The following is a 24,497-nucleotide window of genomic DNA, read 5'->3' on the forward strand; positions in this document are numbered from 1 at the left end:
TTAGAAAATCCCAGAGCAGCCCGTGCAGACTAAAAACAGCCCACCGGACTGTTCGATTAACGATCAAAATTCGTCAGGCTCATAACCTAAAACTCAGATGGTTCAAATCCTACTCTCGAAAACAAAAACACTGTGCAAAAACAAATGTTTACGCGCCGTCTCAGGGCGGTGTTCTTATTTGCGCCAACACTTCTGGAAGCACTGTGGAAGCAACGAGAGGAAACTTCTTTTCGTAACTAGCCACTCACCCCCTCAGCTCTTTTTTGCCAACTTCTGTGCTTCGCCCACGGTGACCTTGCCGTGACGACCGATGGAAATCCTCTCCTTAGAGCGTGTTGAAGCATTCAGGGAACGAACAACTGGTTCGGCGAACTGCTGTCTTTGGTATCAACTATTTTGGTAATAAAACGATAGCCTGCGGCTTGACCCGCTTGGTGGACGGGGAAATGGAGCGGCGCGGATGACTTGATCTCTGGCGGCGCGTTCGATTTCAGGTGAGCCAGAGCTATCGACGATATCAACCCAAGCCAGTGATCCATCAGGATTAATTTCGAAGAATACCTGCGCAAACCCGCGGACAGGGACATAGACGACGGGCGTTTGATTGAGGTGGACCAGGACTTGTCCGGCATAGTTAGTGGTATCGGAGTTTCCAACGCCGCGACCCGAGGTTTGATTTCGGCCACTGCTGGCTCGGAACGGGTCAGCCCCTTCCTTTTGATAAAGGCTAAGCGGCGACTCCAATGTCTGCGTAGGGTTGCGCAAGTTATCGAAGTTACTGAACCCATCAAGTGATTTTGGCGTATCCGTTGCGGGCCTTCTGTCCGGGAGGCGGGGGCGTTTGGAAACAGATACGGCCTGATCGGAAGGCGCGGCTTGTTCTTCTGGTGGCTCGTTTGTTGGCTCATCGACCGAACTTGGGATTTCTGGTTCGACTGCAGTACTCTCGAGTGGAGGGACCGGCGCTGTTGAGCCGTCTGTGGGCGGTAACGCTGCCAAGCGCTCGGGTTTCGGGTCGACCGCTGACGTTACGGAGGTATCTGCGTCTGTGGCTGGTTCCGGATTGGACGGGGCGACCGGTTCGGTCGGCACCTCTTCCTGTAGCTCTGATCGTGGGGCGACGGGCGCTCCGACATCTGGTGAAGATACCTGCTGAGGATTGGGGGAAGCGACGAGTGTTTCGCTGATCGGGATGTCGGCAGTATTGGGCTTAATAGTGTCTTCAACCGGGGGGTCGGGTGTTTCAGCAGATTCCGGCTGCACCGGGTCCGTCGTGTTGTCGTTGAATTCCTCGAATGTGTTGCCAAGCTCGATCAAACTGACCGATTCCTCATTGGCCCGCAGTTCTGGCAGACTGGAACCGTAGAAACTGATCCCAAAGATATGCAGGACAAGCGAAAGCACACCCGCCAACGCAGCGATGGCTGCTGACTTCCGGATCATTTTAAAGCCTGCTGGGTCACGAGGTACACAGATGGCGCCCCATGCCGTCGAAGGGCACCGGTTACCTCCATCAATCGTTGGCCTGAAACATTGCGGTCGGGGACAATCCTGACGGGTCCGTCATCATGGCTGGCCATAAAAGCCTCAGGGTCGGTTTGCACCCCACGAAAACTGAGGATGCCATCAGCGTTCAAGACAAGCGCATCGGGCGGGTCGCGGCCTTCGAGTTCCGATGTGTCGACAAGCTGAAGCTCGGGATCAAGCGGTGGTGCCAGGGTGCCTGCAATCAGAAAGAAGATCAGCATCAGAAAGACGACGTTGATCAGAGGGATGGTCGAGTCTCGTTTGCGGCTTGGGCGACCAAAGCGGATCATCGGTCTACTCCAACACCGTGACGGTCAAGCCATCGCGGCCACGCAGCCTGGTCAGCAAATCAACAAGCCTTTGGGCGGACGTATCGGCATCAAGGCTTACCAGAGCCTGACCGGTTCCGATCAGCGCGGACAGCTCATCCAGCGTCAGCGTTTCGCCATTCAAAGTCACGCGCTCTGCACCGATCTGAATGAAAATCCTCTCCACCGGCTCAGCCGAGGCTAATGCTCCTGAGGTTGCGCTGCTGATTTCGATTTCCGCGAACTTTGAGAAAGTTGAAGACAACATGAAAAACAGCAACAGCAAGAAGATGACATCGATGAGCGGGGTCATCGACATCGGGCGTCTTACAAAGGGCGCCGTGTTACGCATGTTCAGCGTTCAGAATCTCGGTCCTGCCTGAGACGGGCTGGTTCGAGTTGTTCGGGACCAGAACCGTGCGCAGTGCTTTGTCCGCAAACACCCGTTCCCGGGCAGTTCGGCTTTCAAACCAAGACAAGACCATTGAAGTCGGCATTGCCACCGCAAGGCCAACGGCTGTTGTTACCAGAGCAACCCAGATGCCACCTGCCAACAATGAGGGATCGACAGAAGACCCGGCAGACTGAAGGCTTTGGAATGCATTGATCATTCCCAAAACTGTTCCGAACAATCCAAGCAGGGGTGCAAGCTGGGCGACCGTATCCAAAAGCCGAAATCCGCGCTCCAACCCGGCCAGTGCCAATCCAGCTTCGGCATCCAGTCGAGCGTCCAGATCAGGAGTGTCCGGCGCGTCCATGGCGGCTTCGACAAGCGGTGCAAGATAGCTGCTGCTCTGAGCGAGGCGCGCGCGTGCAGTGGCTCGATCTCCAGCATCCCAGGCCTGCAGCGCTTGTGACAGAACCTTGTGCCGCCCTACGCCACAGGCTGCGAACTGCCAAAGCTTGTAAAGAGTAACTGCTACGGTCAGGACCGACATGACAATAAGGATAGCCACAACGGGCCCGCCAAGGGTCAGGATCTCTCGAAGAGAAGAGAGAATATTCATCCAAGCAACTCCACTTCAATCCGGCTGCTGAGCGTTAGGGTCGATTGACAGATGTCGCTCTGGGAGCCTTTTACCACGCATGAACTCGCGCCATTGATCAATGCGCGCCCAACAGTCGTGCAAGACATCTCTGGCAGATCGAACTGACGGACACGTGGGCGATCCAAAGGTAAGTCGCGAAAATCAAAAAGCGAGAGGGTAACGACACTGCCTTCGGTGTCAAATATCACCGTCTCGAATACGGCTTCATCGATAGTGGTTCCGGATTGGTTGGTCACCAGAAAGGTCAATCTGCAGGCACTACCAACGTCTTCCAAGGCATTGAGCTCTAACGAAATCTCAGCGGCAGGTGCCTCAGCGGATTGGGCCAGAGCTGCAAAAGGAAGCAGGCATGCGAAACAGGTAAGCAGGACACGGAGAGATCTCATTGAAGGCACCTATATGCTTGGGCGAACCGCGATTGCCCGCGTTGTATAGCCGACAATGGTCCTCTCATACCTGATAGTACAATCAGTTCAAAGGAGCGCTGAAACGATTGTGAATTCGACCATGTTCGAAGTCATATTCGAGTAAACCATTTAGCAAAGTGACGTATAATATGGCAAAATGACGGAAAATTACCTCATTTCGTCAAGATACGATCTGCAATCCGAACAAGTCGCCCTTCATAATCAAAAGAAACACAGAATGGAGGCGCGTTTTGAGCTGGAATATTTGCGTAGTCGGGGCGGGGAAGATCGGTCAGATGATCGCGACTTTGCTGAAAACCTCGGCACATTACACGGTGACTGTTGCCGATCACGATCTTGCGGCCCTGTCAGCATTCAAGAAGCGGGGCATTTCTACGCGGCAGATTGATGCCAGCGATAGCGCGGGCTTGGAGAAAGGCCTTAAAGGGTTTGATGCGGTGATCTCTGCCGCGCCGTTCTTTCTGACACCGGCGATTGCGAGCGCAGCCAAAACTGTTGGGGCGCATTACTTTGACCTGACCGAAGATGTCGCCGCCACCAACGCGGTGCGCGAGCTGGCGCAGAACAGCGAGACGGCATTTATGCCGCAATGCGGGTTGGCCCCCGGGTTTGTCGGGATTGCGGGCGCTGCGCTGGCGGCCGAGTTCGATGAAATCGACAGCCTGCATATGCGGGTCGGGGCGTTACCGCTCTATCCGACCAACGCGTTGAAATATAACCTGACTTGGTCAACTGATGGGCTAATCAACGAATACTGCAATCCATGTGATGCCATTGTGAATGGCGAGAGGGTCAAGACCGCCCCCCTCGAAGATTATGAGCTGATCGGCCATGACGGAGTCGAGTACGAGTGCTTCAATACATCGGGCGGGCTGGGCACCTTGCCCGAGACGCTAGACGGTAAGGCGAAGGCGGTATCCTATCGCTCGATCCGCTATCCGGGCCATCGGGATATCTTGCGCTTGTTGCTCAGTGACCTGGGACTAGAGCGTCGCCGCGATCTGCTGAAAGAGATTTTTGAAACGGCCTTGCCGCGTACGGATCAAGACGTCGTGTTGGTCTATTGCACTGCAAAGGGCATCTTTGACGGCACGTTGCGTGAGAAATCCCTGATCAACAAATCCTTTGCGCGCACCATCGATGGACAAGTCTGGAGTGCGATCCAAGTAACCACTGCGGCAGGCGTATTGGGTGTCGTCGATCTGATGCGGACAGGGGTTCTGCCCTCGAAAGGCTTTGTTCGGCAAGAGCAGGTAAAGCTTGCCGATTTCCTGAACACCGAATTTGGCCGGCTTTATCGCGCCGGTGACGTTACCGAACAAAACAAGGCGGCCTGAGATATGAAAGACATTGTAATGACTGCTGAAACCACGTTTGCGAATTTGGACCTGACTGCAGCGGAGCTTAGCGGCGGGTCGCTGCGGGTGACCTCTCCGATAGATGGCAGCCTGTTGGCCGAGATTCACGAAACTCCGGTTTCCGAGATGGGGGCCATCTTTGCCCGCTCGAAAGCGGCGTTCAAGGAATGGCGCGTTGTGCCGGCTCCGCGCCGGGGTGAGTTGATCCGCCTGCTGGGCGAAGAGCTACGGGCCGCCAAGGACGACCTTGGCGCGCTTGTCAGTTGGGAGGCAGGCAAGATCACCTCGGAAGGTCTGGGCGAAGTGCAGGAGATGATCGACATCTGCGATTTTGCTGTTGGTCTGTCGCGGCAGCTTTATGGTCTGACCATTGCTTCGGAACGCCCGGGTCACCGGATGATGGAAACGTGGCATCCGGCGGGACCGGTCGGAGTGATCTCGGCCTTTAATTTCCCCGTGGCGGTATGGTCGTGGAATGCTGCGCTGGCGCTGGTTTGCGGCGATCCGGTGATCTGGAAACCGTCCGAGAAAACGCCTCTGACCGCGTTGGCTTGCCAGAAAATCTTTGAGCGAGCGTTGGCCCGGTTTGGTGACGCCCCCGAGGGGCTTTTGCAGACCCTGATCGGTGGTGCCGATCTGGGTGAGGCGCTGGTTGCCAGCGAGGATGTGCCGATCATTTCAGCCACCGGCTCGACCCGGATGGGCCGGGCGGTGGCGCCGATTGTGGCGCAGCGCTTTGGCAAGTGTATTCTGGAACTCGGCGGCAATAACGCGATGATCGTTGGGCCGTCGGCTGATCTGGAAATGGCGGTGCGCGCGATCGTATTTTCGGCTGTCGGGACAGCAGGGCAGCGCTGTACGACACTGCGGCGGTTGATTGTACACAACTCGATCCGCGAGGAACTGGTTGGGCGTCTGAAGAAAGCCTATGCAGGTCTACCCATCGGTAATCCGTTGACCGAGGGTACGTTGATTGGGCCGTTGGTGGATGAAGTTTCGGGCAATGCGATGACCGCAGCGCTTGAATCAGCAAAGGCCGAGGGTGGTGCCGTGTTCGGAGGTCAGCGCGTGACCGAAGGTGTGCCGGGCGGTGTTTATATGCAACCGGCCATCGTTGAGATGCCGGGCCAGACCGCAACTGTGAAGGCCGAGACCTTTGCTCCGATCCTTTACGTCATGGGCTATGACGATTTTGCCGAGGCGATCGAGATTCAGAACGACGTGCCACAGGGCTTGTCGTCCTGCGTTTTTACACTGAACATGCGCGAAGCCGAGCAATTCCTGACAGCGGCCGGGTCGGATTGCGGGATTGCCAATGTGAACATCGGCCCGTCCGGGGCCGAGATCGGTGGCGCATTTGGTGGCGAGAAGGAAACCGGAGGCGGGCGCGAAAGCGGATCAGACGCCTGGAAAGCCTACATGCGCCGTCAGACCAACACGGTAAACTATTCAGCCGAGTTGCCATTGGCGCAGGGTGTCAAATTCGACATCTGAACGCGAATGTCCGGCGGCACCTGATCTTGCCGCCGGATTCAATCAGCGAAGAGGTAATCCAGTTGCATGATCGCTTTGGCCTGATCGGCACTGATCCCCAGAAATTCCGCAATAATCACCTCATTCTCCGAACGTTCCGCCGCCTCACGCAAATGGAACAGCCCATCATTCTGGGTACTGCGGATCAATTCGGATTCGTAAGCCAGCGCATTGCGAAGGGTCGGTAGCAGGCGTGCAAGAGAATCCTGTGAGCTGTTCTGGCCCGCAAGACCGACACGATGGGCATGGCCCGTCAGATATTCATCTGAATAGGCACATTCGATTTCCAGAACACGTGTTTGGGCCTGATCTGCACAGAAATCCTGAATGACGTCCAGATTGGCCGGATCTACGCAGAGTACCAGCCTGTCGCTTTGGAAATAATCGAATAACATACGTGCAACGGCCCGCCGATGGCGCGACCGCTTAATCAGGGTCGTCTCGATTCCACCCAAATCGGGCAATGGCGTATCCTGCTCATCATAGATGTATTCGATGCAGGGAATGGGGGTTTCGGATGCGATCTGGTCAACAAGCCGTTTGGCGACATGCCACTTCTTGCAAACAATCAAAAACGCCTGACGCTCGGGGCCTAACGTATTGCCGACCTCCCAAAAGCGCTGAGCGAAACGTCGTCCGACACGACCGCGACCGGCAAGGAAGTGATACAGATTGCGCCCTTCGTCCGAGATGTGGAACGTGACCCCTTCGCTGGCATAAAGCCGACCCAACCGTTCCTTCAACTCATGGGCCTCGGGGCTGATCTTGCGAGCGAACAGGTAGTTCTGCCCCAACAGCATGTCATAGTGATCATTGTAGAAGGTGACAGGCATGCCATAGTCGGAAAACATCAAAAATGTCAGTGTACGGTTTTCGATTTCCTGCTTCGGGACGAGGTGGCGAACAAGCGTCTGAAAGAACGTCTCGTCCGGAATCCAGGTGGTCGAGAAAAACCGGACCACATCGCGGCGTTGGCGCAGGAAGTCCAGAATCATCTCGACTGTGCGACGGCGCAGGCACCACCACTGGCTGCCGATCTTGACCTGCAGGTCTGCGGGTATGCCGCGGGTCAGACCGAAACGCTTTTGCATTTCGTATGCGGCATAGAACAGGCGCGGCTGATTGCGTTCGTTGAAATAGTGACGATAGATCAGCCGGTCTTCTTTCATTCCGGTCTTAATCCAATTGCTTTCGAAGAAGTCATGGCTTTCGATGAAATCCATGTCGCGTTCATCAAGAAAGCTGTGCACATACTCGGCGGTTTTAATTGCCATGCAATCGCCGGACAGCATGTAAAAATGGGTGACCCTTGGGAACTGATCCACCGCCGCCTGTAATGCATGGAGCGTGGCCTGAACCAGTGACCATTCGCCCCATCCGCATTTGATCCGCTTCGTTGCAAATGTGACATTGCGGTTATCTTTCAGGGCGTCGCGTATCTGCGCATAATCCGTATCGTTGGCGCGGGCGTCAAAATGGATCGCCATACAATCGCCGGCAGCCGTCAGCTGACTGGCCTGCGCAATGATTGCGTCAGGGTCTTTGTGACACAGCAAGATATAGGCAATCTTTGCCATTTGCGTTTCGTAATTCCCCGTTTCTGCCCATTTGCAACCGTGATACTGAGGATGAGCGATTGAATAAACAGAATATTTTTGGTTCTTTGGGTCAAAATGCCGGAGTATCAATGCGATAACTGGCTAAGGAGGCGCAGTAGATGGGTTTTCCCGGAACATGGATGACCGAAAGTCAAAGCATGGTCTACCGTGTTGTGCCGAAATGCGCCTGCTCGACGATCGGGCAAATCATGTATTTCTCGGATCATGGCCGCTTCTTTGATGGTGACATTCACGATGCCAAGGACGGAATGCACAAGTGGGCCTTTGGTGCCAGTCAGGATCCGATTGCCAGAAATGTTCGATCGCACCAGTCCTATACGTTTACCTGCGTGCGTAATCCCTACACACGCATTCTCAGTTCCTTTTTTGACAAGATCTGCGGCATCCAGCGCAACGGCAAACGCTATCGCGGCAATCTGGTGCCAACGCTGATTTACAACTATGGAATCGAAGTCGGGGGTGACGACGGCAAGGGCGAGTTTGACCAAATTGCCAGTTTCCGCCGGTTCCTTTTATTCGCACGCGACACGATTCGTTGGCGGCGTCCGATGGACCCCGACATTCACTGGTCGGCCATGTCTGGCCATGTCTCGACGCTGATCGCTAATGGCGGGCGATATGATCGTATTTTTTGGACCGAGAAGTTCAACGATGGGATGCAGGGTGTGTTGGACAATCTTGAAACCTCGCATCCTGTGTCTCTGTCCGAGATCCCGCGCTTTAACGAATCCGAAGGCCATGGGCCAAAACGCGTGCATCCGGTCGAGGATTACTTTGACGATTTGTCGATGCATCTGGTCTACGAGATCTACAAACAGGATTTTGAACTGTTCAAGTATGATTTCGAAAATCCCGCCAACAAAACGCCGACGGGTGAGATCGATCTAGATGAGATTCACGCCAAGCTGGGTGATTAAGACGCTCGAAGAGTGAGGCTCCCGCCCATCGTCAATGTCTCTTGTGAGACATCTCCTCTGGTTGGGCCCGGCGCCGCGCAAAGCGCCGCGCCGGGCCCAAATTCCGAAAGTGGAATCGGCGTAGCCGATTCCATGTATCGGGTGCAGGAGTGTTCGCTCACCCGCAGTGCTTAGACCTGACGGACGGCACCTTTTGCGGCACTGGTCGTCAATTTGGCATAGGCTTTTAGCGCGGTGGACACTTTACGCTTACGTGGTGCAACGGGCTGCCAGCCCTTCTCGTCCTGCTCTTCGCGCCGCGCGGCCAGGTCTTCGTCGGAGACCGCCAGATGGATGCTGCGGTTGGGGATGTCGATCTCGATTTTGTCGCCGGTTTTCACCAGCCCGATCTCGCCTCCTTCGGCGGCTTCGGGTGAGACGTGTCCAATCGACAGGCCGGACGTGCCGCCCGAGAAACGACCGTCAGTCAGCAGCGCGCAGGCTTTGCCCAGCCCCTTGGATTTCAGATACGAAGTCGGATACAGCATTTCCTGCATTCCCGGCCCACCACGCGGGCCTTCGTAGCGGATCACCACCACGTCACCTTCCTTGACCTTGCCGGTCAGGATGTCATTGACAGCCTGGTCCTGGCTTTCGCAGACATAAGCTGAGCCTGTGAATTTCAGGATGTTCTCATCCACACCCGCAGTTTTCACGATACAGCCGTCGCGCGCGATATTGCCGAACAATACTGCCAGACCGCCATCCTGGCTGAATGCGTGCTCTTTCGAGCGGATCACGCCGCCTTCGCGGTCAGTGTCCAGCTCCTTGTAGCGGTTCGACTGGCTGAAGGCTTGTGTAGTACGCACGCCGCCGGGCGCCGCTTTGAATAGGTCCTGAGCCTTCGGGTTGTTGGCGACTTTGATGTCCCAGTTGGCAATTGCTTCGCCCATGGTGCCCGAATGCACTGTATGGCAATCCTCATGCAGCAAGCCTGCGCGGCTGAGTTCACCAAGGATCGAGAAGATGCCACCAGCGCGGTGGACGTCTTCCATGTGCACGTTTTCGATGTTGGGCGCGACTTTGCACAAACAGGGCACTTGGCGGCTCAGGCGGTCCATGTCGGACATGGTGAAATGCACTTCACCTTCGTGCGCGATGGCCAGCAAATGAAGCACCGTATTGGTCGATCCACCCATTGCGATATCCAAGCTCATGGCATTTTCGAACGCGTCGAACGTGGCGATTTCACGCGGCAAAAAGCCTTTCTCGTCCAGATCATAGTGGCGCTTGGTGATCTCGACGATGCGGCGACCAGCTTCCAAGAACAACTCTTTACGGTCGGCATGTGTGGCCAGGGTCGAGCCATTGCCCGGCAGCGCCAGACCCAGTGCTTCGGCCAGACAATTCATCGAGTTCGCGGTGAACATGCCCGAGCATGAACCACAGGTTGGACAGGCGTTTTCTTCAATGTGTTGCACCTGCTCATCGGTAAATCGATCATCCGCTGCGGCAACCATCGCGTCGACAAGGTCGATCTTCTTGGCGTCCAGATCGGCGATGTCGATCTTGCCCGCCTCCATAGGTCCACCCGAGACAAAGATCGCAGGGATGTTCAGACGCATGGCCGCCATCAACATGCCGGGCGTGATCTTGTCGCAGTTCGAGATACAGACCATAGCGTCCGCGCAGTGGGCGTTAACCATGTATTCAACAGAATCCGCAATCACCTCACGCGAGGGCAGCGAATACAGCATCCCGTCATGGCCCATGGCGATGCCATCATCGACCGCGATGGTGTTGAACTCTTTGGCGACACCGCCAGCGGCTTCAACCTCACGCGCAACCATCTGTCCCAGGTCCTTCAGGTGGACGTGACCGGGTACAAACTGGGTGAATGAGTTGACGATGGCGATGATCGGTTTGCCGAAATCGTCGTCTCCCATACCGGTGGCGCGCCACAGGCCGCGGGCACCGGCCATGTTACGGCCATGGGTGGAGGTTCTGGATCGGTACATTGGCATGATGCTGTATCCCTATTGCCCAAACTGCGATATTGGGTGTGTACGTTATAGCGCACGTATCATATGTACGTTATAACGCACAAGACAAATCGCAGGGCGCGGCTATGGAATCGGACGAACTAACGCTGAAACTAAGGGATGTGCGGGCGGCATCCGGGCTGAGCCTGTCAAAAGTCGCGGAACTCACCGGGGTCAGCAAAGCTATGCTGGGCCAGATCGAGCGTGGCGAATCAAGCCCGACCATCGCGACCCTGTGGAAGATCGCGAAGGGTTTCCAGCTCCCGCTGAGTGCATTGATTGGTACTGCTGCAATGCGTGACACGACAGATGCTGATGTGTTCAGTACCGTGAGATTTCCGGGAAGTATCGAAGTCAAGATTGTCTTTCCTTTTGATCCCGCATTGGGGGCCGAAACATTTCATGTTGAGTTGTCACCCAATCAAAGCCACGAATCTCCGGCCCATGCAGCAGGCGTAACCGAAGAGGTTTTTGTTCTGAGCGGAGCTTTGGACGTGCTGCGAAATGGAAATTGGGTTCCGCTGCAATCCGGTCAAGGGTTGCGATTTTCTGCGGATGTGCCGCATGGATACCGCGCTGGTGATCAGGGAGCTGCTTTTCTAAATATGCACCACTATTCGCAACCAGCGGAAGTTTCAGAATAGGAAAGCCCCATACAATGACTGCACTACTGGACAGTTTGACCGTCGTCGATGCCATCGGCTCATTCGGGGCTTTGATCGTTGTTGCGGCATATTTTGCGACCCAGATGCGAGTGATGAACTCGGAGGATCTGGCCTTTCCGCTGGTGAATCTTATCGGTTCGGTGCTGATCGTGTTCTCACTGCTGCAGAACTTCAATCTTGCGTCCATGCTGATCGAAGGCTTCTGGATCATCATCAGCGTTATTGGGATCATCCAGTATTATCGCCTGCGTCGTTTGCGATAAATCCAGTGTGGTCGGGACGCTAGCGCTATCCAGCCTTGAACCTGCATCCTGCCAAGTATAGGGAAAACCCAAGCTCGCTTAGGGGAGGCATAGATGCAGGACGATCCAAAAACCCTCGTTTCTACCGAATGGCTTGCCGCACATCTCAAGGATCCGGATCTAAGGATTCTGGATGGGTCGTGGTACCTGCCGCAGCAAGCGCGAGACGCCAAGGCAGAGTATGACGCTGCCCACATCCCTGGTGCGCGGTTCTTTGATATTGATGAGATATCCGACCATCGTTCCGACTTGCCGCATATGGCACCTCCGGTCGAGAAGTTCATGTCGCGCCTGCGCGCGATGGGCGTTGGCGATGGCCATCAGGTCGTGGTCTATGACGGTGCGGGGCTGATGTCGGCGGCGCGGGTCTGGTGGTTGTTCCGTCTGATGGGGCAGGACAATATTGCCGTTCTGGATGGTGGACTGCCCAAATGGCAGTCTGAAGGGCGCGAGATCGAAGACCTGCCCCCCATTATTCGCGACCGTCATATGACGGTGCGGGTTCAAAACCACCTTGTCCGCGATGTGACGCAAGTTTCATCAGCCGCGAAGCTTGCGGATCACGAGATCATCGATGCCCGCTCGGCGGCCCGTTTCGTCGGGACCGAAGCTGAACCGCGCGAGGGGTTGCGCTCGGGTCATATCCCAGGCTCGCGCAACGTGCCTTTTGGAATGCTGTTGAACAAGAATGGCACGATGAAGTCGCCCGATGACTGCCGCGCGGTTTTCGAAGATGCCGGCGTCGACTTATCGAAACCCGCGATCACATCCTGTGGCTCTGGTGTGACTGCCGCAATTCTCAGCCTTGCCTTGGAACGCATGGGCAAGAAAGACCACTCGCTATATGACGGCTCCTGGGCTGAATGGGGTGCCTTCCCAACCCTGCCCGTCGCAACCGGAGAGAACTGATGTTCGAGAACCTTAAACCGCAGCCAGCAGACAAGATTCTGGCGTTGATGCAGATGTACCGCGACGACCCACGTGATCAGAAGATCGATCTGGGCGTTGGCGTCTACAAGAACGCCGAGGGGGTCACTCCGGTGATGCGCGCGGTGAAAGCAGCTGAAAAGCGTATTCTCGAAGAGCAGGAGAGCAAGGCTTATACCGGTCTGGCTGGTGATCCAGCCTTTGCGGACGCGATGATCGACTTGATCCTCGGAAATTCTGTCCCGCGTGGCAACATTGCAGCCGTAGCCACCCCCGGTGGTACCGGAGCCTGTCGTCAGGCGTTTGAGATGATCCGTATGGCCAACCCCACCGCGCGTGTTTTCGTGTCGAACCCCACTTGGCCAAACCATTTGTCGATCCTGAACTATCTAGGGATCGAGATAGTCCAATACCGTTATTTCGACGGAGAATCGCGTGGCGTCGATTTCGACGGTATGATCGAGGACCTGAAAACTGCCAATGCAGGCGACGTGGTTCTTCTGCACGGCTGTTGCCACAACCCAACGGGTGCCAACTTAAATATGGTGCAATGGCAAGAGGTCGTGAACCTGATCAACGCACGTGGCCTCGTCGCAATGATCGACATTGCCTATCAGGGCTTTGGCGACGGTCTGGAAGAAGATGCGCAGGCAACCCGTCTGGTCGCATCGTCAGTGAAGCGCTGCCTGATCGCGGCGTCTTGTTCGAAGAACTTCGGCGTCTACCGCGAACGCACCGGCCTGCTGATGGCGATCAGTGACGATCCGGCACAGACTGCACTGAACCAGTCTACGCTGGCATTTTTGAACCGCCAGAACTACTCATTCCCGCCTGATCACGGCGCGCGGGTGGTGACGACGATCCTGAATGACGATGCTCTGCGGGCAGATTGGGCGACCGAATTGGAAGATGTCCGCCTTTCCATGCTGGGCCTGCGTCAGCAACTGGCTGATGAGCTGCAGAGCCTTAGTGGATCGGATCGATTTGGATTTATCGCCCAGCATCGCGGCATGTTCTCGCGACTGGGGGCCGCGCCAGAACTGGTTGAAAAGCTGCGTGCCGATCACGGCATTTACATGGTCGGTGACAGCCGTCTGAACATCGCTGGTTTGAACGCCAATACTGTGCCCATTTTGGCGCAGGCGATTGTAGATGTCGGCGTCTGAGCGATATCTTTGAATGAAGGAAAACCCGGGCGCGAACGCCCGGGTTTTTTTGTTTTTACTTGGTTGGCTATTAGCCCTTGGAGAATTCCGGATACGCTTCCATACCCAGTTCAGCCATGTCGAGGCCGTTGATCTCGTCCTCTTCGCTAACACGGATACCTACGGTGGCCTTCAGGATCGACCAAAGGATAAGAGCAGCACCAAAGGTGAAGACACCATAAGCAATGATCCCGGTCAGCTGAGTGATCAGGCTGGCTTCGCCATAGAAGATCACGGCGATGGTGCCCCAGATGCCAGCGAACAGGTGGACCGGGATGGCGCCGACTACGTCGTCGATCTTGAACTTGTCCAGCATCGGAACCGCGAAGACCACAATGATGCCGCCCACAGCACCGATCCACAGAGCGCCGAACAGGGTTGGGGCCAGCGGCTCAGCAGTGATCGACACCAGTCCCGCCAGCGCGCCGTTCAGCACCATGGTCAGGTCGGGCTTTTTGTACAGCAGCTGTGTCATGATAAGGGCGGCAACGGCACCGGATGCAGCGGCCATGTTAGTGTTGGCAAAGATGCGCGATACGTCCGAGACATCTCCTACAGTGCCCATCGCCAGCTGCGAACCACCGTTGAAGCCGAACCAACCCAGCCACAGGATAAAGGTACCCAGAGTGGCCAGAGCCAGGTTCGAACCAGGCATCGGGTGCACTTTACCGTCCTTGTACTTACCGATGCGCGGCCCAAGGATGAGAGCACCTGCCAGAGCCGCCCAGCCACCGACCGAGTGCACGATGGTTGAACCAGCGAAGTCCGAGAAGCCTGCTTCGGACAGCCAACCACCACCCCACTGCCACGAGCCCGAGATCGGGTACATGATGCCGGTTAGGACAACAACGAAGGCAAGGAAGGGCCACAATTTGATCCGTTCAGCCACCGCACCGGACACGATCGAGGCGGTCGCTGCGACAAAGACCAGTTGGAAGAAAAAATCCGAACCGATTGAGGCGTAGTCAAGCGCCGCAGCATCTGCACCGACACCCACTGGGTCAAGCACGGTGGTCGAGAAGAACGGGCCCAGCCAGCCAGAAATGGTCCAACCATCACCGGGGTACATCAGGTTGAAGCCGATCAGCCAGTACATGATCGCGGCGATTGAAAACAGCGCGATGTTTTTGGTCATCTGCATCGCGACGTTCTTTGAGCGCACCAGCCCGCCTTCGAGCATGGCAAAGCCTGCAGCCATGAAGAACACCAGGAAACCGCCCATCAGGAACAGCAGCGTGGTGAAGATATATTGGGTGTGTTGCGCGGGCTCTCCGGTAGCGGCCTCTTGCGCAAGACCCATCTGCGGCAGTGCGACGATCGCAGCGGCAGGGATGAGAGATTTCATCAGGTTCATTGTTAGTCCTCGAGTGATTGTGAGTAAGCGCGCTTAAAGCGCCTCTTCGTTGGTTTCCCCGGTCCGCACGCGCAGGGCTTGCTCGACATCGAGGACGAAAATCTTGCCGTCACCGATCTTGCCGGTCTTGGCGGTTGTGGTGATGGTTTCGACGATCTGGTCGGCCATGGTGGCGGGCACCACGATCTCAAGCTTGATCTTGGGAACGAAATTCACGGCGTATTCGGCACCGCGATAAATCTCGGTGTGACCCGATTGCGAGCCAAACCCTTTGATCTCAGTCACCATCATGCCGCGCACGCCTGCATTGGTCAGTGCTTCGCGCACCTCCTCAAGCTTGAACGGTTTGATTGTCGCAATGATCAGTTTCACGTCTTTCCCCTCTACTACTCCGGGCGGCCCGGCATTTTGCACCTGCAGAAAAATGCGCGACAGAGGTTCAGATGGAACGTTTTCGGAGGGTAAATGAGGGTAAAAAATCAGCAATTATGCACAATTTTTGCACAAAACACGCTATTTGGTGAAAATATAGGCAAACTTGTGAGGGGAAATACGGGTATTTCACACCTCTACATGGCCGTTCCGGCGGGGTATGGTGCCCCAAAAGCATAACCGGGCAGAGTTTGAGCATGACTGAGTCCAACCGTCGCAAATCGCGCCTTGTCGCGGATAAAAGGTACCCGACCAAAGGCCGAAAGCCTGCGGCGACCAAGCGGGCTGCAAAACCCGCTGGTAAGAAGTCGACGGCCCGAAAAGCCGCTCCGCGCAAAACGGCGCGGAAGAAAACGCGGCGCAGTTCTGGTGGGAAGGGCGGTGGCATTTTCCGCCGGCTGTTCCGCTGGTTCTGGCGCATAATTTGGGGGATCAGTTGGAGGGTCGGCGCAGTGGCGGGGTTGCTGTTGGCGCTGGCGGTGGGTGTTGTTTACACCTCATTGCCGGATGTCGATGCCCTGCTTGATGGGCGGGCACGTGGTTCGGTGACCTTGCTGGATCGCGACGGCAAGGTCTTTGCCTGGCGCGGCGATCAGTTTGGCGGCGTGATTACGGCGGATACAGTTTCGCCGCATCTCAAGAACGCCGTGATTGCAACCGAGGATAAACGGTTCTACCGCCATTTCGGCGTCAGCCCGCGCGGTGTCGCCAGCGCGGTACGCATCAACCTGAGCGAAGGACGTGGACCGCTGTCTGGTCACGGTGGTTCAACGATCACCCAGCAAACCGCGAAACTTCTATGCCTGGGTGTGCCTTATGAGCCCAGCGAATGGGAGTCTGAGGCTGCATATGAAGCCGATTGCCGTCAGGGTTCGCTATGGCGCAAGGCGAAAGAGGCAGTTTATGCCATTGCGATGGAGGTCAAATACTCCAAGGATGAAATTCTGACGATCTATCTGAACCGCGCCTTCCTCGGTGCGGGAGCCCGCGGCTTCGAGGCCGCCAGCCAGCGGTATTTCGGTATTTCGGCAGCCGAAGTGTCTCCGGCCGAGGCGGCAATGCTGGCAGGTCTATTGGTGGCCCCGACACGCTATGCGCCAACGAACAACCTACAACGTTCACAAGATCGGGCACGTTTGGTGGTTGGGCTAATGGAGACTCAGGGCTATCTGAGCAGCGCGCAGGCCAGCGAGGCCCGCAGCCGTCCGGCGCAGTTATCCGAGGCCGCTGCCGCGCGTGCTGGTGGTTACTTTGCCGATTGGGTCATGGCCAGCGGGCCTGAGTTTTTCACACGTAACACAACCGAGGACGTGGTGATCCGAACCACACTGGATCAGCGCATTCAAACGTCGGCAGAAGAGGCGCTGAAATTCATCTTCCAGGAGAAGGTGCGCGAAGGGTCTAAAGCGCAGGCCGCCATTGTCGTGATGTCGGCGGATGGCGCGGTTCGAGGTATGGTCGGTGGGCGCAAGACCCGTGTTTCGGGGGCGTTCAACCGGGCTACGCAGGCTCTGCGTCAAACGGGTTCGTCGTTCAAACCGTTTGTCTATGCGACGGCCTTGGAGTTGGGATATTCACCGCTGGACACGGTGATGGATGAACCAACGTGCTGGAACATCGCAGGTTCAGGTCAGTGGTGCCCGAAGAACTACACCAATAAGTTCTATGGCCGGGTGACATTAGCAGATGCGTTGAAGAACTCGTTGAATATTCCCGCAGTCAAAGTGGCGGATATCTCGGGGCTGGACAACGTGCGCACGGTTGCCAGTGGTTTCGGCCTTTCAAGTGATCTGGCCGAGGGACTCGCGCTGGCGCTCGGCGCATCGGAAAGCACGCTGATAGAGATGACGGGCGCTTACGCTGGTATCCTGAACGGCGGTTCAGCGGTGGAACCCTATGGCCTGACCGAGTTGAAGCTGCTTGGTGAGACCGATCCAGTTATGATCACGACAACCGGTATCGGTGAACGCGTCATCAACGACAAGGCCGCCAAACAACTGACCTGGATGATGGAGCGTGTGGTCTCTGAAGGTACGGGTGGGCGCGCGAAGCTGCCGGGCTGGCAGGTGGCGGGCAAGACCGGCACGACCCAGGCCGCGCGGGATGCCTGGTTTATCGGATTTACCGCGGACTACGTTACGGGCGTTTGGATGGGGTATGATGACAATACGCCGTTGTCAGGTGTCACGGGTGGAGGCTTGCCGGCGGAGATATGGAAAGAGACCATGCTGCGCGTGACAGAAGGGATGACGCCCACGCCGTTGCCCATGTTGGCGCCGGACCCACCGGTTAGAACCGCGCAGCCGCAGCAACAGCGCCGTAAGAATCAAACCGGTTTGGACCGTGCGATCAACAACCTGCTAAACAACATCTTCGGAAACTGACGAACAAAAAAAGGCGGTGCGCTGGGCACCGCCTTTGCTAGTCTGAATGATCGTAAGATCAGACGCTTTCGTCTAGCGCTGCCAGAATTGCATCACCCATTTCGCTGGTCGAAACCGGCTCAACCCCTTCTTCGGCCAGCAGGTCAGCTGTGCGAACGCCGTCGGCCAGAACCTTCTCGATCGCCGCTTCCAGACGATCCGCTTCGTCGCCCTGATCAAAGCTGTAGCGCAGTGCCATGGCGAAGCTGAGGATACACGCAATTGGGTTGGCCTTGCCTTGACCTGTAATGTCCGGGGCCGAGCCATGAACGGGTTCATACATGGCCTTAGGGCGGCCATTCGCCATCGGTGCGCCCAGCGAGGCAGACGGCAGCATGCCCAAAGACCCGGTCAGCATCGCTGCGCAATCGGAAAGTACATCTCCAAACAGGTTGTCGGTGACGATCACGTCAAACTGTTTGGGCGCGCGCACAAGCTGCATCGCGCCGTTGTCTGCATACATGTGTGACAGCTCGACCTCGGGGTATTCCTGACCGACACGTGTCACGACCTCGCGCCACAGGATGCCCGATTCCATCACATTCGCTTTTTCCATCGAGCACAGTTTCTTGTTCCGGCGCATCGCCAGCTCAAACGCGGAACGTGCTGCGCGTTCGATCTCGGATTCGGTGTAGCGCTGGGTGTTGATGCCAACGCGCTCATTGCCTTCTTCAAAGATGCCGCGCGGCTCACCGAAGTAGACACCCGATGTCAGCTCGCGCACAATCATGATGTCGAGGCCAGCGACTACATCCTTCTTTAGCGAAGAGAAATCCGCCAGCGCGTCGAAGCACTGAGCTGGGCGCAGGTTGGAATACAGGTCCATTTCCTTGCGCAAACGCAGCAGTCCGCGTTCGGGTTTCAGGCTGAAATCCAGATCGTCATACTTAGGGCCGCCAACAGCCCCCAGCAGAACAGCGTCGACCTTTTGTGCCTTGGCCATGGTCTCATCCGACAGGGGCTTCCCGTGCGCATCATAGGCAGCGCCGCCGACCAGATCCTCGCTCACGTCAAATTGAAGACCGCGATTGGCGCCGAACCAATCGATGATTTTGCGCACTTCGGCCATAACTTCCGGGCCAATTCCGTCTCCGGGCAGGATGAGGAGCGAGGGGTTGGACATCGACAGTCTCCTTGCGTTTTGTCGCACAGGCCCTAGCGTTTGCGGCGCATCGGGTCAATGAGACGAACCCATCAAATCACGAGGAAACCACATGCTGACACCCGGAAATCCGGCCCCATCGCTAAAAATCGAAACAGTAAGCCATGGCACCTTTGATCTTGAGCGCGACACTGGCGAAAACGGAACGCTGGTGATTCAGTATCGCGGTCTGCATTGCCCGATCTGCGTTCGCCAAATGGGTGAGGTCGAGGCTGCGCTGGATGAATTCGCCGAGCTGGGGATTGAGGTGATCATGATCACCACGGATACCGACGAACGTGCGGCCGAGACGGTTGAGAAGGCCGGAGTGTCGAAGCTGCGCGTAGGATACGGCCTGTCCATGGCCGACGCGCGGGATGTCTGGGGCCTGAACATCTCGGTGGCTCGTGAAGGTAGTGCCGAGCCAGCGTTGTTCGCTGAGCCGGGACATTTCTATATCAAACCTGATCAGACCCTCTATTACGTCTGGCAGCAGACAACGCCTTTTGCGCGACCGCCGATGTCGGACATCGTCGGCGGTTTGAAATTCACCTTGGCCAATAACTATCCTGCGCGCGGCACCTATACCGGCGCGCTGTAGGCGGTTTTAAAGCCGGGCCTTCAACCCGTCGGCCAGCAAATCCCAGACTCTGCGAATGCGCGGGGTCTGTCGCATCGCCTGAGGGGCAGCCAGCCAGACCGGCAGCACCGGTATCTCGACATCAATATCTAGCACTTCGACCAGAGGATCGGACTGCGCGATGCTGAGTTGGCTGAAGCCCACCCCACACCCTGCGCGGATCAATTCCCAATAGGCAGTCTGGTTGTCGCATCGCGTGGCAAAGCTGTCCCGGCTGGCAGGCCAGCCCTTGTTCCGCATAGCGGTGATAATGTCTTCATTGGTGTCAAATCCCACAAGGTCGTGCTGCATCAGCTCTGTCGGCGTTGTTGGTCGCCCCGCACGATCCAGATAGCTTTGGGCGGCGCAGAAACACAGCGGAACCTCACCGATATGCTTTGCCACGATGTCGACCTGTTCGGGCCGATACATGCGAACGGCAATATCGGCCTCGCGGAACAGCAAGTTTTCGCTGGCATCCGAGGCGACCAGATCAAGCTGAATGGCCGGTTCTGCCTCACGGATTGCGGCAAGTATCGGCGGCAACAGGTGATGCGATACAAATACCGAAGCGGTGATCCTGACCGACCCTTCCAGCTGTTGCGCCTGACCCGCTGCCGTCAGCCCCAGGGCATTGACTGCGCTGTACATCTGCTGCGCCATTGGCAGCACTTGCTGCCCCACCTCGCTGAGCGTCAGTCCACGCGCGTGACGATCAAACAGCGAGACCCCCAATTCTTCTTCCAGCGCATGCACCTGACGTCCAAGCGTCGGCTGGCTGCGACCCAGTTGCTTTGCGGCTGCGGATAGTGAGCCGGTTTCGGCAACCGCCAGAAAGCTTTGAACTAAGGACCAGTCGGATAGTTGGAGTGTTTTAGCCATTCAAAAACGAATACATAATCTGCGATTTTTCGCAATTTCCAAAACATCGTGAATGAATAGATTGATCCGGAACGGAGGGATCAATGCCACAAACGGTACTCATTCTCGGGGCCACCGGTCGATTTGGACGCAACGCTGCAAGAGCCTTTTCGGATGCGGGATGGATTGTGCAAAAGTTTGATCGACGCAGGGAGGAATTGCGCACGGCGGTACATGGAGTAGACGTCATCGTGAACGCCTGGAACCCGCTTTACCCCGACTGGGCGGAGCAGGTGCCAGAGTTGCATCGTCAGGTAATCGCCGCTGCATCAGAGCGTGACTTGACGGTCATTGTCCCGGGGAACGTTTATGTTTTCGGTGCGGATACGCCCGGCCCCTGGTCGACCAGGACACCGCATCTTGCGCGAAATCCGTTGGGACGCATTCGGATCGAGATGGAAGAGGCTTATCGTGCCTCGTCGGTTCGGACCATCATGTTGCGGGCAGGTGATTTCATAGACACCACGGCCTCTGGCAATTGGTTCGATCAGATTCTCATCAAACACTTGCGGCGCGGGCGCTTTGTGTATCCCGGCAATCCGGATATCGAGCATGCTTGGGCCTATCTGCCCGATTTAACTCGCGCTGCTGTGGAGTTGGCAGAAATGCGCAGCCTGCTACCGCGTTTCTGCGATGTCCCCTATGCTGGATACACCTTGACCGGCAATGAAATGGCATTGGCGCTTTCGCAGGTTGCGGGGCGTGAACTCACCCTTAAACAGATGGCATGGTGGCCTTTGCATCTGGCCCGCCCGTTCTGGCGTATGGCGCCTCATTTGCTTGAGATGAGGTATCTATGGAATACTTCTCACCGGCTGGACGCACGCCTCTTTGATGCTCTGCTCCCGGAATTTGCGCAGACCGACCTAAATGACGCGTTGAGGAACGCCGTGTCTGAACCTGTGCAATATGAATCCCGCCAGCGATTCGGCACAGTCATACGGTCATGATCGAAGCCTATTCGTCGAATAGATCGACCCAGACAAGCCGGTGACGGCTTGCGGCGACGGCCGCGTCACGGGATGTGGGTTCCGGCCAGTAAATGCCCGCATCGTGCACACGCCAATCCGCCGAAGGTAGGACATAATCAACTCTCATCTCGCCAACGCCCTTCCACAAAACTGTTGAAGTTGACCCCGCAGGGTCAACAGGCATCGGATCCTGCAGATGCGGATTGGCCAGAAGATCACGGATTGCCGATTTGCGACCCTCGCCTTTGTAAGGATCCTGGTTCGCATCACCTGCGATGACAAAACGGCCTGTAGGTTTCTCACCCAGATCACCGTTCAGCAAAAGCGACCAGAGCCGAATTTCATCCCGGTTGCGCAGTCCGTTCCGATCTTCAGGTCCATCAAAGACAGGCGGGCTGGCGTGAAACGTCATCAGGTTTAGGCGACCACTCGGGGTGTCGACCGGAACGACCCAATGCGATGTAGAAGACAGCCGCTGAACAGCCTGCGCTTGTGGTGATGGGAAGGGCTCTCCATCCTCGGCTGGCAGCTGGGCATCCGGCAAGTCGCGCCACCGCATCTGGGTGAATGACCGCACTTGATCAGTAGCGATAGGATAGCGGGACAGCACTGCCAGCCCATTCTGGCCGGTGAACCGCCCCCAGCCTTGTGCATCGCCCGGGCCGCCCGTCTCGCCGTCCCCATCCAGATCCAACGCGGTTTCGATCCCGGAATTGGGTTGCTCGGCATAACTGTATCGATAATCCAAGCCGTTGCTTTTCAGCGCCTCGACCAGCGCAGCAAGGGCAAGCCCGTCTAAATCCCAATCGATGCCTTGCAGCGCGACGATATCGGGACGGGTTGTCATCAGCACCTCGATCACCGCAGCGACCTGAGGGTCGTTCCGCCGAATATCACGCAGCAACAGGCCGGGACCTTCGCGACTGAGTTCTGTATTGAAACTTGCGATGCGCAATGTCTCTGCCTGTGCCGTAAACGGCAACAGCAACAGAACCAGCAGTCGGATCATGCGATCTGAGTTGACTCGGAAGTTGAGTATGCGCGGCGCTTCTCAACGATCAGGCCGGCAATGCGCAGTGTCGCCATACCTCGCATGATCATGCTGGCAGGCAGGAATGCCCATGCGCAAAGCGTCCAGATCAATGTCTGCGGATTGCTGAGCGCGATCGGCGTGATGAAAGCAGCCATCAGTTTGATCAGGGCGGGAATCAGGAAAGGCAGCAAAGCCCCAATTGCGATGTTGAGCCGCCCGTCACGCTGCAGACGGGTGACCACATCACCACCCTTGGTTGGGTCAAACAGCGGTAGATTGGTCCAGACGTTGAACGCGCCGTTGCCTGTTGGCCATCCCCGAAGCTTTACTGCATAGGCAAAGCTGGCGATGGTAACCAAGGCCGCGACATAAGCGACGCTGGCGGAGATACGCACCAAATCTACGAGGGGCTGGCTGGCATCGGCGGGCAGCATCAGAACCACAAGACGAACGGGGGAGTAGGGGAAATCCACCACATTCGCGACCATCAGGCCAACTGAATAAAACAGGCCAGTAAGTTCCGAGGGGGCATAGGCGTTCTTGCAGATCAGCGTCAGGAAGGTAACCATCGACATCAAACCGACAAAGCGCAGCCTGTTCACAGGTGGTGCGTCACGAAATTCGATAAAGCTTGGAAAGGCCGAGTTGTATTCCGAGAAAGTCAGGATAAACGCAAGGATCGCCAGAAAGACGACAATCTCAGTCCCATTCGACGTCGATGTAGGCAGGTACAACGCAGGGGTAAGCACCATAAGTGCTACCAATAATCCACGTATCGCCGCCCCCGTTGTGCGTGCAATCACAATCCGAACCCTTTTTCAAACCGGCGTAGTCGATTCTGTGCCGACTTATCGTCCAACTTGTGCTCACCGCTCGTTCGTTGGCGGCTACCTCATGGGAGCCAACTTTGCCGATAAGCGGTATTTCGCTCAAGCCAATGAGCAAATAACACGCAATTTCGGGCAAAATGATGGCGCAACTGGTGCGGGATTGCATCAATTTCGACGCAAATCCGACGTGTATCTCAAATTGATACCTACATGTTGTGGTGCACTGGGTTTTTGCCCCAAGAATGCGAACAGGGCCGCGCTTGCGACCCTGTTAGGTTGAGTATCAACAGATTCGTCCCCAGAATCATACCCAGGGGCGGGCCTGACTCACATGATCTTCGAACTTATCGATGTGATGGTCTTTTTCCATCGTCAGGCCAATATCGTCCAGACCGTTCAGCAGGCAGTGCTTGCGGTGTGGGTCAATGTCGAACTCGATGACCATGCCATCCGAAGTGGTAATCTGCTGATCTTCCAGATGCACGGTCATGCGGGCGTTTTCACCCTTGTGCGCGTCATCCATAAGAATCGCGTGATGCTCTTCTTCGACTACGATGGGCAGGATGCCGTTCTTGAAGCAGTTGTTGAAAAAGATGTCGGCGAAGCTGGTCGAGATCACCACCTTGATGCCGAAATCCTTGATCGCCCACGGCGCATGTTCCCGCGACGAGCCGCAACCGAAATTGTCGCCAGCCACCAGAATCTCGGTGTTGCGATAAGCGGGTTTGTTCAGAACGAAATCTTCGTTCTCGCCGCCATGATCGTGATAGCGCATCTCATCAAACAGCACGACACCCAGGCCAGAGCGTTTGATGGTTTTCAGGTGCACTTTGGGAATGATCATATCGGTGTCGATATTGATCAGTGGCATTGGGGCGGCCACCCCGTGGACTTTTTCGAACTTTTCCATTTCT

Annotated in this window: 24 protein-coding genes; 10 read left to right on the top strand and 14 right to left on the bottom strand. The window is 56.4% G+C overall.

All coding sequences use genetic code 11. The annotated features are described in order from the left end of the window. Positions 1–387: 387 nt before the first annotated feature. The 5 genes from ACR0AU_RS19150 to ACR0AU_RS19170 are packed head-to-tail and all read right to left on the bottom strand — an operon-like array spanning position 388 to position 3,270. Complete coding sequence (locus tag ACR0AU_RS19150) at positions 388–1,443, bottom strand: TonB family protein (RefSeq protein WP_170734183.1); 1,056 nt, start codon at positions 1,441–1,443, stop codon at positions 388–390. Beyond that, positions 1,440–1,817: an ExbD/TolR family protein gene (locus ACR0AU_RS19155; RefSeq protein WP_170597127.1), complete on the bottom strand. Its 378-nt coding sequence runs from the start codon at positions 1,815–1,817 to the stop codon at positions 1,440–1,442. The genes ACR0AU_RS19150 and ACR0AU_RS19155 overlap by 4 nt, the downstream gene beginning before the upstream one ends. Before the next feature lie 4 nt (positions 1,818–1,821). Next, entirely contained in the window at positions 1,822–2,148 is a 327-nt protein-coding gene (locus ACR0AU_RS19160; RefSeq protein WP_170613597.1) for a biopolymer transporter ExbD, read from the bottom strand. A 31-nt stretch (positions 2,149–2,179) separates the two neighbouring features. Then, positions 2,180–2,842, bottom strand: a complete 663-nt coding sequence (locus ACR0AU_RS19165; RefSeq protein ID WP_170734182.1) for a MotA/TolQ/ExbB proton channel family protein — start codon at positions 2,840–2,842, stop codon at positions 2,180–2,182. Continuing rightward, positions 2,839–3,270: a hypothetical protein gene (locus tag ACR0AU_RS19170; RefSeq protein WP_170395121.1), complete on the bottom strand. Its 432-nt coding sequence runs from the start codon at positions 3,268–3,270 to the stop codon at positions 2,839–2,841. The genes ACR0AU_RS19165 and ACR0AU_RS19170 overlap by 4 nt, the downstream gene beginning before the upstream one ends. Positions 3,271–3,542: 272 nt before the next feature. On the opposite strand from ACR0AU_RS19170, the gene ACR0AU_RS19175 reads away from it, so the two are divergent. Further along, positions 3,543–4,649: a saccharopine dehydrogenase NADP-binding domain-containing protein gene (locus tag ACR0AU_RS19175; RefSeq protein ID WP_170647328.1), complete on the top strand. Its 1,107-nt coding sequence runs from the start codon at positions 3,543–3,545 to the stop codon at positions 4,647–4,649. 3 nt (positions 4,650–4,652) lie between these two features. After that, entirely contained in the window at positions 4,653–6,164 is a 1,512-nt protein-coding gene (amaB, locus tag ACR0AU_RS19180) for an L-piperidine-6-carboxylate dehydrogenase (protein WP_480796101.1), read from the top strand. 38 nt (positions 6,165–6,202) lie between these two features. Here amaB and ACR0AU_RS19185 read toward each other — a convergent pair whose 3' ends face one another. Next, entirely contained in the window at positions 6,203–7,780 is a 1,578-nt protein-coding gene (locus ACR0AU_RS19185) for a DUF5928 domain-containing protein (RefSeq protein WP_480796102.1), read from the bottom strand. A 140-nt stretch (positions 7,781–7,920) separates the two neighbouring features. Between ACR0AU_RS19185 and ACR0AU_RS19190 the strand changes: the two genes are divergently transcribed. After that, positions 7,921–8,739 carry a sulfotransferase family protein gene (locus tag ACR0AU_RS19190; RefSeq protein ID WP_480796103.1) on the top strand — a complete coding sequence of 273 codons (819 nt, stop codon included), beginning with the start codon at positions 7,921–7,923 and terminating at the stop codon, positions 8,737–8,739. Between the two features lie 170 nt (positions 8,740–8,909). Here the strand turns inward: ACR0AU_RS19190 and ilvD are convergent, their stop codons facing one another. Continuing rightward, positions 8,910–10,742: a dihydroxy-acid dehydratase gene (gene ilvD / locus ACR0AU_RS19195; RefSeq protein ID WP_170408716.1), complete on the bottom strand. Its 1,833-nt coding sequence runs from the start codon at positions 10,740–10,742 to the stop codon at positions 8,910–8,912. A gap of 104 nt (positions 10,743–10,846) precedes the next feature. Here ilvD and ACR0AU_RS19200 point away from each other — a divergent pair, with 104 nt between their 5' ends. The 4 genes from ACR0AU_RS19200 (at position 10,847) to ACR0AU_RS19215 (ending at position 13,820) form a co-directional block, all read left to right on the top strand. Beyond that, positions 10,847–11,404 (top strand): XRE family transcriptional regulator, encoded by a 558-nt coding sequence (locus ACR0AU_RS19200; RefSeq protein WP_170395136.1) that lies wholly within the window; start codon positions 10,847–10,849, stop codon positions 11,402–11,404. A 14-nt stretch (positions 11,405–11,418) separates the two neighbouring features. Further along, positions 11,419–11,688, top strand: a complete 270-nt coding sequence (locus ACR0AU_RS19205; RefSeq protein WP_170395139.1) for a CBU_0592 family membrane protein — start codon at positions 11,419–11,421, stop codon at positions 11,686–11,688. 93 nt (positions 11,689–11,781) lie between these two features. Continuing rightward, on the top strand, positions 11,782–12,636 hold the full coding sequence (gene sseA, locus ACR0AU_RS19210) for a 3-mercaptopyruvate sulfurtransferase (protein ID WP_170734178.1): 855 nt from the start codon (positions 11,782–11,784) through the stop codon (positions 12,634–12,636). Further along, positions 12,636–13,820 (top strand): amino acid aminotransferase, encoded by a 1,185-nt coding sequence (locus ACR0AU_RS19215; RefSeq protein WP_170408714.1) that lies wholly within the window; start codon positions 12,636–12,638, stop codon positions 13,818–13,820. Before sseA ends, ACR0AU_RS19215 begins: the two co-directional genes overlap by 1 nt. Before the next feature lie 70 nt (positions 13,821–13,890). On the opposite strand, the gene ACR0AU_RS19220 is transcribed toward ACR0AU_RS19215, so the two are convergent. Both ACR0AU_RS19220 and ACR0AU_RS19225 read right to left on the bottom strand, forming a co-directional pair. Next, the gene (locus tag ACR0AU_RS19220) at positions 13,891–15,213 is read right to left on the bottom strand and encodes an ammonium transporter (RefSeq protein ID WP_170395150.1); all 1,323 of its coding nucleotides are present in this window, start codon (positions 15,211–15,213) and stop codon (positions 13,891–13,893) included. A 33-nt stretch (positions 15,214–15,246) separates the two neighbouring features. After that, positions 15,247–15,585, bottom strand: coding sequence for a P-II family nitrogen regulator (locus tag ACR0AU_RS19225; protein WP_039541190.1), 339 nt, complete (start codon positions 15,583–15,585; stop codon positions 15,247–15,249). A 257-nt stretch (positions 15,586–15,842) separates the two neighbouring features. On the opposite strand from ACR0AU_RS19225, the gene ACR0AU_RS19230 reads away from it, so the two are divergent. After that, complete coding sequence (locus ACR0AU_RS19230; protein ID WP_170776368.1) at positions 15,843–18,029, top strand: PBP1A family penicillin-binding protein; 2,187 nt, start codon at positions 15,843–15,845, stop codon at positions 18,027–18,029. Between the two features lie 58 nt (positions 18,030–18,087). Here ACR0AU_RS19230 and leuB read toward each other — a convergent pair whose 3' ends face one another. Beyond that, the gene (leuB, locus tag ACR0AU_RS19235) at positions 18,088–19,191 is read right to left on the bottom strand and encodes a 3-isopropylmalate dehydrogenase (protein WP_480796104.1); all 1,104 of its coding nucleotides are present in this window, start codon (positions 19,189–19,191) and stop codon (positions 18,088–18,090) included. Between the two features lie 91 nt (positions 19,192–19,282). On the opposite strand from leuB, the gene ACR0AU_RS19240 reads away from it, so the two are divergent. Beyond that, a complete protein-coding gene (locus ACR0AU_RS19240; protein ID WP_170515492.1) occupies positions 19,283–19,810 on the top strand; it encodes a redoxin domain-containing protein in 528 nt (175 codons plus the stop codon). A gap of 6 nt (positions 19,811–19,816) precedes the next feature. Here ACR0AU_RS19240 and ACR0AU_RS19245 read toward each other — a convergent pair whose 3' ends face one another. Continuing rightward, positions 19,817–20,710, bottom strand: coding sequence for a LysR family transcriptional regulator (locus ACR0AU_RS19245; RefSeq protein ID WP_170395159.1), 894 nt, complete (start codon positions 20,708–20,710; stop codon positions 19,817–19,819). An 83-nt stretch (positions 20,711–20,793) separates the two neighbouring features. On the opposite strand from ACR0AU_RS19245, the gene ACR0AU_RS19250 reads away from it, so the two are divergent. Then, positions 20,794–21,699 (top strand): sugar nucleotide-binding protein, encoded by a 906-nt coding sequence (locus tag ACR0AU_RS19250; protein WP_170734176.1) that lies wholly within the window; start codon positions 20,794–20,796, stop codon positions 21,697–21,699. 7 nt (positions 21,700–21,706) lie between these two features. On the opposite strand, the gene ACR0AU_RS19255 is transcribed toward ACR0AU_RS19250, so the two are convergent. The 3 genes from ACR0AU_RS19255 to leuD form a co-directional block, all read right to left on the bottom strand. Beyond that, on the bottom strand, positions 21,707–22,729 hold the full coding sequence (locus ACR0AU_RS19255) for an endonuclease/exonuclease/phosphatase family protein (protein ID WP_170734175.1): 1,023 nt from the start codon (positions 22,727–22,729) through the stop codon (positions 21,707–21,709). Next, on the bottom strand, positions 22,726–23,556 hold the full coding sequence (locus tag ACR0AU_RS19260; RefSeq protein ID WP_170395166.1) for a hypothetical protein: 831 nt from the start codon (positions 23,554–23,556) through the stop codon (positions 22,726–22,728). The genes ACR0AU_RS19255 and ACR0AU_RS19260 overlap by 4 nt, the downstream gene beginning before the upstream one ends. A gap of 331 nt (positions 23,557–23,887) precedes the next feature. After that, positions 23,888–24,493: a 3-isopropylmalate dehydratase small subunit gene (gene leuD, locus ACR0AU_RS19265; RefSeq protein WP_480796105.1), complete on the bottom strand. Its 606-nt coding sequence runs from the start codon at positions 24,491–24,493 to the stop codon at positions 23,888–23,890. Between the last annotated feature and the right edge of the window lie 4 nt (positions 24,494–24,497).

Source organism: Ruegeria sp. CG1, assembly GCF_056537265.1.